General features: G+C 55.8%; 17 protein-coding genes and 1 pseudogene. 11 read left to right on the forward strand and 7 right to left on the reverse strand.

The window, feature by feature from the left end; genetic code table 11:
* Positions 1 to 9 precede the first annotated feature (9 nt).
* The 5 genes from endA (at position 10) to ruvX (ending at position 3,620) form a co-directional block, all read left to right on the forward strand.
* Positions 10 to 705 carry a deoxyribonuclease I gene (endA, locus tag BMI79_RS17690; RefSeq protein WP_076943416.1) on the forward strand — a complete coding sequence of 232 codons (696 nt, stop codon included), beginning with the start codon at positions 10 to 12 and terminating at the stop codon, positions 703 to 705.
* Between the two features lie 68 nt (positions 706 to 773).
* A complete protein-coding gene (gene rsmE, locus BMI79_RS17695; protein ID WP_076943479.1) occupies positions 774 to 1,505 on the forward strand; it encodes a 16S rRNA (uracil(1498)-N(3))-methyltransferase in 732 nt (243 codons plus the stop codon).
* Positions 1,506 to 1,538: 33 nt separating this feature from the next.
* Positions 1,539 to 2,489 (forward strand): glutathione synthase, encoded by a 951-nt coding sequence (gshB, locus tag BMI79_RS17700; RefSeq protein ID WP_076943417.1) that lies wholly within the window; start codon positions 1,539 to 1,541, stop codon positions 2,487 to 2,489.
* A gap of 145 nt (positions 2,490 to 2,634) precedes the next feature.
* Positions 2,635 to 3,198 (forward strand): YqgE/AlgH family protein, encoded by a 564-nt coding sequence (locus BMI79_RS17705; RefSeq protein WP_076943418.1) that lies wholly within the window; start codon positions 2,635 to 2,637, stop codon positions 3,196 to 3,198.
* The gene (gene ruvX, locus BMI79_RS17710; RefSeq protein ID WP_076943419.1) at positions 3,198 to 3,620 is read left to right on the forward strand and encodes a Holliday junction resolvase RuvX; all 423 of its coding nucleotides are present in this window, start codon (positions 3,198 to 3,200) and stop codon (positions 3,618 to 3,620) included. Before BMI79_RS17705 ends, ruvX begins: the two co-directional genes overlap by 1 nt.
* 9 nt (positions 3,621 to 3,629) lie before the next feature.
* On the opposite strand, the gene BMI79_RS17715 is transcribed toward ruvX, so the two are convergent.
* Positions 3,630 to 4,634 carry a type IV pilus twitching motility protein PilT gene (locus BMI79_RS17715; protein WP_076943420.1) on the reverse strand — a complete coding sequence of 335 codons (1,005 nt, stop codon included), beginning with the start codon at positions 4,632 to 4,634 and terminating at the stop codon, positions 3,630 to 3,632.
* A gap of 20 nt (positions 4,635 to 4,654) precedes the next feature.
* Between BMI79_RS17715 and BMI79_RS17720 the strand changes: the two genes are divergently transcribed.
* The 6 genes from BMI79_RS17720 (at position 4,655) to hemW (ending at position 8,889) form a co-directional block, all read left to right on the forward strand.
* Positions 4,655 to 5,362, forward strand: a complete 708-nt coding sequence (locus BMI79_RS17720; protein WP_076943421.1) for a YggS family pyridoxal phosphate-dependent enzyme — start codon at positions 4,655 to 4,657, stop codon at positions 5,360 to 5,362.
* A gap of 29 nt (positions 5,363 to 5,391) precedes the next feature.
* Entirely contained in the window at positions 5,392 to 6,213 is an 822-nt protein-coding gene (gene proC / locus BMI79_RS17725) for a pyrroline-5-carboxylate reductase (protein WP_076943422.1), read from the forward strand.
* Between the two features lie 79 nt (positions 6,214 to 6,292).
* Positions 6,293 to 6,847: a YggT family protein gene (locus BMI79_RS17730; protein ID WP_076943423.1), complete on the forward strand. Its 555-nt coding sequence runs from the start codon at positions 6,293 to 6,295 to the stop codon at positions 6,845 to 6,847.
* Positions 6,844 to 7,134 carry a DUF167 family protein YggU gene (gene yggU / locus BMI79_RS17735; RefSeq protein WP_076943424.1) on the forward strand — a complete coding sequence of 97 codons (291 nt, stop codon included), beginning with the start codon at positions 6,844 to 6,846 and terminating at the stop codon, positions 7,132 to 7,134. Before BMI79_RS17730 ends, yggU begins: the two co-directional genes overlap by 4 nt.
* A 17-nt stretch (positions 7,135 to 7,151) precedes the next feature.
* Positions 7,152 to 7,748, forward strand: a complete 597-nt coding sequence (locus BMI79_RS17740) for an XTP/dITP diphosphatase (RefSeq protein ID WP_076943425.1) — start codon at positions 7,152 to 7,154, stop codon at positions 7,746 to 7,748.
* Entirely contained in the window at positions 7,738 to 8,889 is a 1,152-nt protein-coding gene (gene hemW, locus BMI79_RS17745; RefSeq protein WP_076943426.1) for a radical SAM family heme chaperone HemW, read from the forward strand. Before BMI79_RS17740 ends, hemW begins: the two co-directional genes overlap by 11 nt.
* A 44-nt stretch (positions 8,890 to 8,933) precedes the next feature.
* Here hemW and BMI79_RS17750 read toward each other — a convergent pair whose 3' ends face one another.
* The 6 genes and pseudogenes from BMI79_RS17750 to trmB all read right to left on the reverse strand — a co-directional run bounded on the left by BMI79_RS17750 (position 8,934) and on the right by trmB (position 12,296).
* On the reverse strand, positions 8,934 to 9,182 hold the full coding sequence (locus tag BMI79_RS17750; protein WP_076943427.1) for a DUF2442 domain-containing protein: 249 nt from the start codon (positions 9,180 to 9,182) through the stop codon (positions 8,934 to 8,936).
* A pseudogene (locus BMI79_RS17755) lies at positions 9,166 to 9,409 on the reverse strand (DUF4160 domain-containing protein). The gene BMI79_RS17750 and the pseudogene BMI79_RS17755 overlap by 17 nt, the downstream one beginning before the upstream one ends.
* A 91-nt stretch (positions 9,410 to 9,500) precedes the next feature.
* The gene (locus BMI79_RS17760; protein ID WP_076943480.1) at positions 9,501 to 10,217 is read right to left on the reverse strand and encodes a YggN family protein; all 717 of its coding nucleotides are present in this window, start codon (positions 10,215 to 10,217) and stop codon (positions 9,501 to 9,503) included.
* Positions 10,218 to 10,257: 40 nt separating this feature from the next.
* Positions 10,258 to 11,181 (reverse strand): glutaminase B, encoded by a 924-nt coding sequence (glsB, locus tag BMI79_RS17765; RefSeq protein ID WP_076943428.1) that lies wholly within the window; start codon positions 11,179 to 11,181, stop codon positions 10,258 to 10,260.
* Between the two features lie 69 nt (positions 11,182 to 11,250).
* Positions 11,251 to 11,577, reverse strand: a complete 327-nt coding sequence (locus tag BMI79_RS17770) for a YggL family protein (RefSeq protein WP_076943429.1) — start codon at positions 11,575 to 11,577, stop codon at positions 11,251 to 11,253.
* Positions 11,577 to 12,296 (reverse strand): tRNA (guanosine(46)-N7)-methyltransferase TrmB, encoded by a 720-nt coding sequence (trmB, locus tag BMI79_RS17775; RefSeq protein ID WP_076943481.1) that lies wholly within the window; start codon positions 12,294 to 12,296, stop codon positions 11,577 to 11,579. Before trmB ends, BMI79_RS17770 begins: the two co-directional genes overlap by 1 nt.
* Positions 12,297 to 12,408 lie beyond the last annotated feature (112 nt).

Raw genomic sequence — 12,408 nt, forward strand, 5'->3', positions numbered from 1 at the left:
TTTTGGAATATGCTTCGCAAAATTTTATTTATGATGCTCTTGACCACCTCGAGTAACGTACTGGCGCAAATCAATAACTTCACTCAAGCCAAGGCTGCCGCGGCCAAGATTAACCAGGATGCCCCCGGCAGTTTTTACTGCGGCTGCAAGATCAACTGGCAAGGTAAGCAAGGCATTCCCGATCTCAGCAGTTGTGGCTATCAGGTGCGTAAAAATACCCAGCGCGCCGAACGCATTGAATGGGAACACGTCGTCCCCGCCTGGCAATTCGGCCATCAGTTACAGTGCTGGCAAGAGGGCGGACGCAAAAACTGCAACAAAAACCCGCTTTACCGCCAAATCGAAACCGACCTGCACAACCTGCAGCCTGCTATTGGTGAAGTGAACGGCGATCGCAACAATTTCATGTTCAGCCAATGGCGCGGCGGTGAGGGGCAGTATGGTCAGTGCCCGATGAAGGTCGACTTCAAGAACAAACAGGCCGAGCCACCGGCACGTGCGCGCGGTGCCATTGCGCGTACCTATTTCTATATGCGCGATCGCTATCAGTTGCAGCTTTCGCGCCAGCAAACCCAATTGCTTGAAGCCTGGGATCGCCAATATCCAGTGACCGCCTGGGAATGTACGCGGGAAGCACGTATCGCACTGATCCAAGGCAACCATAACTCTTATATTCAACAAGCTTGTCAGCAGAGAAACGGCTGACCTACTATAGTAGTTTCGCGCTGCCTGCTGGCAGCGCCGTATCAATGAGCCAGGATCCGATAATCATTATGCGTATACCCCGCATCTATCATCCGCAACCCTTGAGCGCCAATGCTGAAATCGCGTTGAGCGAAGATGCCGCTAACCATGTTGGCCGCGTGTTGCGTATGAGCCCCGGGCAGGCGCTGCAACTGTTTGATGGCAGCAATCAGGTGTTCGACGCCGAAATCACCCAGGTAAATAAAAAGAACGTTGTGGTCCGCGTCAGTGCCGGGCAGATTGAGGATCGCGAATCGCCGCTCGATCTGCATCTTGGCCAGGTGATCTCACGCGGTGAAAAGATGGAATTCACCATTCAGAAATCCATTGAGCTGGGTGTGAACGTGATTACCCCGCTGTTTTCCGAGCGTTGTGGCGTTAAATTGGATGGCGAACGCTTAGAGAAAAAGCTGCAACAATGGCAGAAGATTGCCATTGCCGCCTGTGAACAATGCGGCCGTAACCGCATCCCGGAAATCCGCACAGCGATGCCGTTGAGAGCCTGGTGCGCAGAGCAGGACGGCAGCCTGAAGCTGAACCTGCACCCGCGGGCCAGCCAGAGCATCAACACGCTGCCGCTGCCGGTAGACCATGTTCGCCTGTTGATTGGGCCGGAAGGCGGGCTATCCGCCGAAGAAATCGCCATGACTACAGATTACGGATTTACTGATATTCTGCTGGGGCCACGCGTTTTGCGTACGGAAACCACAGCGCTTACCGCAATTACCGCTTTGCAGGTCCGTTTCGGCGACCTGGGCTAAGAGCCTGTTAATACCGGCTCGTAAGGAGAAGAGATGATCAAGCTCGGCATCGTGATGGACCCTATCGCATCCATCAATATCAAGAAAGACACCAGCTTCGCCATGCTGCTCGAAGCGCAGCGCCGTGGCTGGGAGCTGCACTATATGGAGATGAACGATCTCTACCTGCACGCCGGTGATGGCCGCGCCCGCACGCGTCTGTTAAGCGTAAAAGAGGATAAAGAGAGTTGGTTCAGCTTTAGCGCCGAACAGGACCTGGCTTTGCAGGATCTGGATGTGATCCTGATGCGCAAAGATCCGCCTTTCGATACCGAATACATCTACGCCACCTACATTCTGGAACGCGCCGAAGTGAAAGGCACGCTGGTGGTCAACAAACCGCAGAGCCTGCGTGACTGCAACGAAAAACTGTTCACCGCCTGGTTCCCGGAACTGACGCCAGACACGCTGGTCAGCCGCAGCGCAGCGCATATCCGTAAATTCCACCAGCAGCATGGCGACATCATCCTCAAGCCGCTGGACGGGATGGGCGGTGCCTCGATCTTCCGCGTGAAACAGGACGATCCTAACCTGTCGGTAATTATCGAAACCCTGACCGAGCACGGCAGCCGTTTCTGCATGGCGCAAAACTTCCTGCCAGCCATCAAGGAGGGGGATAAACGTATTCTGGTGGTGGACGGCGAACCGGTGCCATACTGCCTAGCACGTATTCCCGCCCAAGGTGAAACCCGTGGCAACCTGGCTGCCGGTGGCCGTGGTGAACCTCGCCCGCTGAGCGAAAGTGACTGGAAGATTGCCCGTGCGGTTGCACCAACGCTGAAAGAAAAGGGCCTGATTTTCGTTGGGTTAGATGTGATCGGCGATCGTCTCACCGAAATCAACGTCACCAGCCCAACCTGCGCCCGTGAAATTGAAGCCGCCTTCCCCGTTTCCGTCACCGGTATGTTGATGGATGCCATTGAAAAACGTCTTGCCGCAAGATAAGCAGACGCTACCCCATAGTTTCTAGCTGCACGTGAGCCTTTTTAGGCTCACGTGCAGCTCCCAATATCACCGCTTGAAGTATGACGGGTATAGCCGCATACTGGCGGCTGTTTACTTTCCAATCGATAACACCTTGTATAACGACATGAATTTACAGCACCACTTCCTTATTGCCATGCCTGGAATGCAAGATCCACGCTTCAAACGTTCGGTGATATACGTTTGTGAGCATAATGAAAGCGGCGCCATGGGGTTAGTCATCAACAAACCCGTGGAGCAGTTCACGGTCGAGTCGGTGTTGAGCAAACTCAAAATCAAGCCTTCACCGCGCGATCCCGCTATCAGCCTGGATAAACCGGTGTTGGCCGGTGGGCCACTGGCCGACGATCGCGGTTTTATTCTGCATTCGCCGCATGAAGGATTCGCCTCAAGCATTCAGATATCGCCGCAGACCATGATCACCACGTCCAAAGACGTATTGGAAACCCTGGGAACCCCGGATCAGCCTAAAGATGTCCTGGTGGCTCTTGGTTATGCAGGCTGGGAACAAGGCCAACTGGAACAAGAGGTCTTGGAGAATGCCTGGCTGACGACCGAGGCCGACATCGATATTCTGTTCCATACGCCGATCGCCAACCGCTGGCGCGAGGCGGCAAAGCGCTTGGGTATCGACATCCGCAACATTGCCAACCAAGCAGGACACGCCTGATGAGCAACCGCACCATTCTTGCCTTCGACTTCGGCACCAAGAGCATCGGCGCCGCCATCGGCCAGGAGATTACCGGTACGGCACGGGCGCTAGCCGCCTTTAAAGCCCAAGACGGCACACCCGACTGGCAAAAGATTGAACGGTTGCTGAAAGAGTGGCAGCCGGATCTGGTGGTGGTCGGCCTGCCGCTGAATATGGACGGCACCGAACAACCGCTGACCGAACGCGCACGTAAATTTGCCAACCGCCTGCATGGCCGTTTTGGCGTGCAAATCGCTCTGCAAGATGAACGCCTGAGCACCGTTGAAGCCCGTGCTCATCTGTTCGATCGCGGTGGTTTCCGCGCGTTGGACAAGGGCAGCGTTGACTCGGCCTCCGCAGTAGTGATTCTGGAAAGCTGGTTCGAACAACAACTGGGTTAACCATCTCACCTAAGCTGCCCCACTGAGCAAACCGGCCTGAATACGTTGCTGCAACCCCTGTTCAAAGGTCTGCATGCCTGACTGCGCACCGGTTTGCAACACGCTGGCAAGCTGGTGCGTTTTGCCTTCACGGATCATGCTGCTTACTGCGGCGGTGGCCGTGAGGATCTCATAGATCGCCACCCGCCCTCCCCCTGGTTTACTCAGCAACTTTTGCGCAATCACCGCCTGCAGGCTGCTGGCCAACTGTGCGCGGACATAGGGCTTTTCTTCTGCCGGGAACACATCCACCAGCCGTTCTACCGCCTGCGGTGCGCTGCGGGTATGCAGCGTGGCCAGAACCAGATGGCCGGTTTCCGCTGCGGTCAGCGCCAGGCGGATGGTGGTGGTATCGCGCAGTTCCCCCAGCAGGATCACGTCAGGATCTTCACGCAGTGCCGCCCGCAACGCGTCGTCAAAACTGTGAGTATCACGCCCCAGTTCGCGCTGTTGGATCAGCGATCGCTGGCTGTGATGGATGAATTCGATCGGATCTTCCAGCGTCAGGATATGGCGGCGCTGACGCTGATTGATAAAATCGATCATCGCCGCCAGCGTGGTGGACTTGCCGCTGCCGGTAGCGCCGGTAACCAGGATCAGGCCATCTTCCCGCTGCACCAGCGCCGGGACGATCTCGGGAGTGCCCAGTTCGGCCAAGGTCGGGCACTCGCTGGCAATCCGGCGTAACGCCACGGACACCCCACCGTTTTGCAGAAAGAAATTGGCGCGCAGGCGAATCCCCCCTGCCAACGCCAGCGCCAGATCGAGCTGGCCATTCTGCTGTAGCTGCTGCCGCTGCGCCTGAGTCAACAAGGCGTCACACCAGATTGCCATCTGCGCTGGCGCAACGCTTTCTGCCTCTGCCACGGCCCGGAGTTCACCATCTATGCGTAACATGGGCCGATGACCGGTACAAAGGTGCAGATCGGAGGCATTATGCTTTACACTAAGAGCCACAAATTCATCGATATCCATATCAATCTCCTGGGTCAACAATGAGCACTATCCAACAGAACCTGCAGGATGTCAGGAGCCGTATTGCTGCAGCAGCTCAACGCTGCGCACGTGCTCCAGAAGAAGTGGTATTGCTTGCAGTCAGTAAAACCAAGCCTGTAGCGGCGATCGCAGAAGCCATCGCCGCTGGCCAGCACGCCTTCGGCGAAAATTACGTGCAGGAAGGCGTGGATAAGATCCAGCATTTTGCCCAATTGCCAGAGGGAGCCGGGCTGGAGTGGCACTTTATCGGGCCATTGCAATCCAACAAAAGCAAACTGGTGGCAGAAAACTTTGCCTGGTGTCATACCCTTGAGCGCCAGCGCATTGCCCAACGCCTGAACGATCAACGCCCAGCAGGCATGCCGCCGCTGAATGTACTGATCCAAATAAATATCAGCGATGAGCAGAGCAAATCTGGCATTGTATTAGGTGAACTACCGGCGCTCGCTGAGGCCGTCGCCGCCTTGCCTAACCTCAGGTTGCGCGGCCTGATGGCCATCCCGGCTCCAGAAGCGGATTATCAGCGTCAACTGGCCGTTTTTGGCCAGATGCATAAAGCGTTCCTGGCCCTGAAACAGCGCTATCAGCAGGTGGATACGCTATCGATGGGCATGACCGACGATATGGCCGCGGCGATCGCGGCTGGCAGCACCATGGTGCGTATCGGCACCGCCATTTTCGGGGCCCGTGATTATTCTCAGGCCTGACAGGCACAACTGAATTAACGAGGGATTTGATGCAACATCGCAAGATTACCTTTATTGGTGCCGGTAATATGGCACGCGCTATCATTGCAGGCCTGGTTGCGGGGGGCTATCCGGCGACATCCATCAGCGTTTGCGCTCCTTCGCCGAAAAATCGCGATGCGCTGGCCGCTGACTATGGCGTAATCAGTAGCGCGGATAACATCCGTTGCGCACAGGCCGCCGATGTGGTGGTGTTGGCGGTCAAACCGCAGATGATGGCGGAGGTGTGCAAGCCCTTGCAGGAGCAGGTTAATTTTTCCGGCAAGCTGGTGCTGTCCATCGCCGCTGGTATTCGGGTCAGCCGTTTCTATCAGATGTTGGGTGAACCGCTGAATATTGTACGCATCATGCCTAATACCCCTTCTTTGGTGGGCAAAGGTATGAGCGGGCTGTATGCTGCGCCGCAAGTCAGCCAGCAGGATCGCGATTACACCCGCGACCTGATGAGTTCGGTCGGCAAAGTATGCTGGGTTGATGACGAAAACGGTATCAACGGGGTGATTGCCGCCGCAGGCAGCGCACCGGCCTATTTCTTTCTGTTTATGGATGCGATGCAGCAGGAAGCCGAACGCATGGGCTTCAGCAGCACAGCAGCACGCGAACTGGTGCAGCAGGCCGCCATCGGTGCCGCGGCACTGGCCGCAGCCAACCCGGCAGTCCCTTTGTCGACGCTGCGCGAACAGGTGACATCCAAAGGGGGAACCACCGCCGAAGCGCTGCGGGTGTTCAACGAACAGCAACTGCCTGACACCGTTGCCAAAGCGATGCAGGCCGCCGTTTCCCGCGCGCAGGAAATGGAAAAGTTATTTTAACGTTCCCCAATGCGCTTCAGGCAGCCAGTGCCTGCAAGACTGAGGGGATAACCAAGAATTAAGGAGAAGGGTAACTCACATGCTAACGCTGACTTTCCTGGTCAAGACCGTTGTTGATCTTTACGTGATGGTGCTGTTGCTGCGCATTTGGATGCAATTGACGCGCACCGACTTTTATAACCCGTTCTCGCAGTTCGTAGTGAAAATTACCCAGCCGATCGTCGGCCCGCTGCGCCGCATCATTCCTTCGCTGGGGCCGGTAGACAGCGCTTCGCTGCTGGTGGCGTTTTTACTGATGACCGTCAAATACCCACTGCTGCTGTTGATTCAGGGTGGGGCGATGTCACTCAGCCCATACAATCTGTTATTTGGCCTGATCTCACTGATCAAATCCGCCGGTTATCTGATCTTCTGGGTGATGATTATCCGCGCCCTGATGAGCTGGATCAGCCAGGGCCGCAGCCCGATCGATTATGTGATGTACCAGCTTACCGAGCCGCTGATGGCACCGATCCGCCGCGTGATCCCGGCAATGGGCGGCATTGATTTCTCCGCCATGGTGGTGATTCTGATCCTGTATCTCATCAACTACCTGGGGATGGATCTGTTCGGCGAGCTCTGGTTCCTGCTGTGAGTGCAGTCACCCCCGTGCTCGACGGGCTGGTTATCAGGCTTTATATTCAGCCGAAAGCCAGCCGCGATCAGATCATTGGGCTGCATGGCGACGAGATCAAAGTCGCCATTACCGCCCCGCCGGTCGACGGCCAGGCCAACGCCCACTTGATCAAGTTTATCGCCAAGCAATTTAAGGTGGCGAAGAGCAGCGTTATCATCGAGAAAGGTGAATTGGGGCGGCATAAGCAGTTACGCATCATTAATCCGCAACAGATCCCTGCCGCGATCGTCGCGCTTATCGAATAATTTTCAAGGTAATCATCATGCAAAAAGTCGTTCTTGCCACCGGCAACCCCGGAAAAGTGCGTGAACTCGCCAGCCTGCTCGCCGATTTCGGCCTGGACGTGGTGGCACAAACCGAGCTGGGCGTAGATTCTGCTGAGGAAACTGGCCTGACGTTTATTGAAAACGCCATTCTGAAAGCCCGCCACGCCGCGCAGGTTACCGGCCTGCCGGCCATTGCCGACGATTCCGGCCTGGCGGTGGATGCACTCGGCGGCGCACCGGGGATTTATTCCGCTCGTTACGCCGGTGTCGACGCCAGCGATCAACAGAATCTGGATAAGCTGCTGGTGACGCTGAAAGACGTGCCAGCAGGCCAACGCGCGGCGCAGTTCCACTGTGTGCTGGTCTATATGCGCCATGCAGAAGATCCAACCCCGCTGGTGTTCCACGGTACCTGGGCCGGTGAGGTGACCTTTGAATCCGCCGGTGAAGGCGGCTTTGGCTACGATCCTATCTTCTACGTGCCGGAATTGGGCTGCACGGCGGCTGAGCTGTCGCGCGAGAAAAAAAGTGCAATATCACATCGTGGTCAGGCATTGAAACTGATGCTGGAAGCCCTGCGTAATGCCAGCTAACCCCGTGCAATTGCCGCCGCTCAGCCTGTATATCCATATTCCCTGGTGCGTGCAGAAATGCCCGTACTGCGACTTCAACTCGCACGCTTTAAAGGGCGAAGTGCCGCATCAGGAATATGTCGATCATCTGCTGGCCGATCTGGATGCCGATCTGCCGCTCACCAGCGGCCGTGAAATCAGCACTATCTTTATTGGCGGCGGCACGCCAAGCCTGCTGAGCGCCGAAGCCATGCAGGCCTTGCTGGACGGGGTGCGCGCCCGCATTCACGTGGCCACCGATGCGGAGATCACCATGGAGGCCAACCCCGGCACCGTGGAGGCCGATCGCTTCAGCGGCTATCAGCGCGCCGGGGTGAACCGCATTTCGATTGGCGTGCAGAGCTTCAGCGCCGAGAAGCTAACCCGCCTGGGGCGGATCCACGGGCCGGATGAGGCCAAACGCGCCGCACATCTGGCCACCGGTTTGGGCCTGCGCAGCTTCAACCTCGATCTGATGCACGGCCTGCCGGATCAATCGTTGGAAGAAGCCTTGGACGATCTGCGCCAGGCGATTGCCCTGAATCCGCCGCATCTGTCGTGGTACCAGCTCACCATTGAGCCAAATACGCTGTTCAGCTCGCGCCCGCCGCTGCTGCCGGATGATGACGCGCTGTGGGATATCTATCAGCAAGGGCACGAACTGCTGAGCGCCGCTGGCTATCAGCAGTATGAAACATCGGCCTATGCCAAGCCGGGTTATCAGTGCCAGCACAACCTCAACTACTGGCGTTTCGGCGACTATCTGGGGATTGGCTGCGGCGCACACGGCAAGCTGACCTTTGCCGATGGCCGCATTCTGCGCACCAGCAAAACCAAGCATCCACGCGGCTTTATGCGCGGCGAATACCGTGACAAGCTGCATGAAGTGGCAGAGCATGACCGGCCCTTCGAGTTCTTTATGAACCGTTTCCGCTTGCTGGAAGCCGCTCCGCGCGCGGAATTCGCCCGCTACACTGGGTTGGATGAAAGCGTGATCCGCACGCAATTGGACGCAGCGCTGGCGCAAGGTTACCTGGCAGAGACGGCAGAACACTGGCAGATCACCGAGAAAGGCAAGCTGTTCCTCAACTCACTGCTGGAGCTTTTTCTACCGGAAGAGTAACGAGAAAGCGCTGAGAGTTCAGCGCTTTTTATCTGTCAATTCATTCAGGCAGCATGATGTGGACGACGAGTTATATCACCCCACCCTTTGAGAAGCCCCTCGACAGAGATGTCCTCATCAAGCTCCTCCCAATGAATGCCCCGAGCACTGAGCTCATAATTGGCTAGTTGTTCAGCACTCGCCTGTAAAAGACGCGGAAACCAAGCCAAAGGCACGCCAATAGTTCTGGCATCATTAAGCTCAACCCACATATTGAGCTCATCAAAACGAACACTCTTAGCTGAAATAGTCATTCCAAGCCTCCAGAAACTGAGCGCGATGCAGTTCCGCTACTTCGAGCAGCTCTTTCAACACCTTCGCATTAAAACCATCATTACGGGCCAAATGAACTTCAGGCATTAACCAAAACTTTGCCTCAAATTGAACATCCCTGACATGAATATGGGCAGGTTCACGTGGAATCCCTTCATTTGAATAGAAAAAAAAACTTATAGCCTCTGAAGCGCAATATTACTGGCATCAACGCAAATCCTTTCACTGATTGATTATAGTTTAACCAGATTGCCAGTTCTCCTCTAAGGCGTCAAAAGTTGAGTTCCATCAAATACCTTTTACTTCAACGCGTTAATCAGACTCTTACGCTGAGTTTCCAGCGCCGTCACACGGTTGCACACATCGCGGCCAAAGTTCTGGAAGCTCTGCTCCTGCTTGCTCCACTCGCCCTGAATCGCCTGCTGCAGGCCACCCAGGTTACCCATCAGTGCCTGTAGCGGATTACCGTTAGCATTGGCAGCCTGTTTAATGCCCATTTCGTTCAGGCTATCTTGCAGCACACCGCCCATGCTCTGCTGCACCAGGTTGCGCCCGTCCTGTTCCACCTGTGCGATCGCCTTATGGTGGAACGCCAGGCCGTCGCTACGATGCTCGATAATACGCCCCATCTGCTGTTTAAGCTGCGTATTGAGCGTGGTCAGGCGGTTACGCACGTTACTGCTGCTGCCCAGTTGCTGCACAATCACGTTATCCAACGCGACGCGCGCCTTTTCCAAATGCTGTTGCGCCCCCTGATCGATCCAGGGCAAATCTTTGCGTAACGCACTCTGGTAGCTGAAGGCCTTCTGGCGTTGGCTATCATTCAGGCTAAGTACCTGCCCGTTGCGCGTGACATCACCATCGCGGGAAATCAGCAGGTTACCGCTGGCACCGGCCACCTGTACGCTTTGCGGGCTGATGATCACGTCATCCTGGGGGTTAACGTTGCATTGATATTCGGCATGCACCTGTGAAGCCACCAGCAACAGCAAGGCCAACCCGGTTTTCTTTAACATCATTTCTCCTGACTCCTTTCCACCCGCATCTGCGCTGGAGTTAAAAAATCGAACGGCTAATGCGCTGAGACAACAGCTCCAGTGCTGCAGTTCCCGCCAACGAGTTACCAGAGGTATCCAACTCCGGCGACCAAACGGCAATCGACAATTCGTCCGGCACAATCGCAATAATGCCGCCCCCGACACCAGACTTGCCCGGCATCCCTACCCGGTAAGCAAATTCACCGGCACCGTCATACATACCGCTGGTCATCATCAGGGCGTTAATCTGCCTTGCCTGTAATGGGCTGATGACCTCATCGCCGTTAAGCGCACGCCCTTGATTAGCCAGATAGACAAAACTGCGTGCCAGCTCCACGCAGCTCATACGCAGCGCACAATAGTGGAAATAGGTTTGCAGCACGGTCAGCACATCATTTTCGAAGTTGCCAAACGACTTCATCAGATAGGCAATGGCGGCATTGCGATCGGAGTGTTCGAATTCCGAACGCGCTACGCGAGCGTCGTACGCCAGGTCATTCTCCCCCGCCAACTGGCGTACCACTTCCAGCATGCGCTGCTTGGGGGCGCTGAGCCGCGTCTGCAGCATATCGCACACCACCAGAGCACCTGGGTTGATAAACGGATTACGCGGTTTCCCCTGTTCCATTTCCAGTTGCAGCAACGAATTAAACGGCAAGCCGGAAGGTTCTTTGCCTACCCGCTGCCAGATTTCGCTTTCCTGATAACGCGTCAGCGCCAGCGTCAGGCTGAAAACTTTGGAGATTGATTGAATGGAAAATCGTTCCGTGGCATCCCCCGCCTGGAACAGTTCGCCATTGACGGTGCAGACGGCAATCGCCAGGCGATCGGCTGCCACTGCCGCCAACGCCGGGATATAGTCCGCGACTTTACCCTGGCCAATCAGCGGGCGCGCCTGTTGCAAGATCTCATCCAGCAATGCGTTATCCAAGGTTGTTACCACGGTGCTTGCACTCCAGATAAAGCAAAGGTGCCACTGAGGCACCTTGAATCAACACTTATCGGGCAGAAATCAATCCCACCAGATATCGAACAGATCGCTGACTTTTACGTCACTCAGCTTACGCGCTTCCAGCCAGTTTTTGACTAATTCACGCTGTTCGTCGGTGCAATTGCCGATCTTCTGCAGGCAGATCAACCCTTCCCACTGCAGGTAGCCGCTGCCGTCAAACGCCAAACCATTCGGCTCGATCACTTCGTCGATAAAAGCATCTACCGCGCTATCGATATCGTCAACATCGGTGCCTTCGGCAAAACGCCAGGCAACGGAGAAACCCAGCTCCTGAAACTCTTCAATGTGCATCTTTTTACGTAAACGACGACTGCGATTCTTAGCCATTATTCCACCCTCTCAAACATCAGATCCCAAACGCCATGTCCCAGACGCTGGCCACGTAATTCAAATTTCGTCACCGGGCGTGAGTCTGGGCGCGGCACGTAATCATTGCTCTCGGAAAGATTACGATATCCTGCGCTGCCGTTCATCACTTCCAGCATGTGTTCCGCATAGGGTTGCCAGTCGGTGGCCATATGGAATACGCCACCCACCTTTAATTTGCTCAGCACCAGTTCCACAAACGGCGTCTGCACGATGCGGCGTTTGTTGTGGCGCGCTTTGTGCCATGGATCCGGGAAGAACAGTTGCACCATGTCCAGCGAGCCATTCGGGATCATATTCTGCAGCACTTCTACCGCGTCGTGGCACATGATCCGCAGGTTGGTCAATTCGGCTTCATGGGCGTCTGCCAGGCAGGCACCTACGCCTGGTGAATGCACCTCAATCCCCAAGAAGTTCTGCTGCGGGTTATTACCCGCCATGGTGACCAATGAAGCCCCCATGCCAAAACCGATCTCCAGCACGGTTGGCGCCTCGCGCCCGAACAGGGTAGAGATATCGACAGGTTCAGCCTGATATTCCACGCCCATCTGCTGCCAATAGTGGTCCAGCGCATATTGCTGGCCTTTGGTCAACCGCCCCTGGCGGCGAACAAAACTGCGGATACGGCGCATCGCGCGGCCGTTCTCATCAAATTCCGGAGAGATGACGTCATTAATCATAGTGCTTTCTGTCTGTTTGGCTGCCAATTGGGAAAGGCGCATTATGCAAAGATACCCTGGTTTAGCAAGCGTTCATCGTATGCTACGGCGGAAAGTTCCAGTTTACAGCACT

Origin of the sequence: Serratia oryzae, assembly GCF_001976145.1 — a bacterium.
Taxonomy (GTDB): Bacteria; Pseudomonadota; Gammaproteobacteria; order Enterobacterales; family Enterobacteriaceae; genus Chania; species Chania oryzae.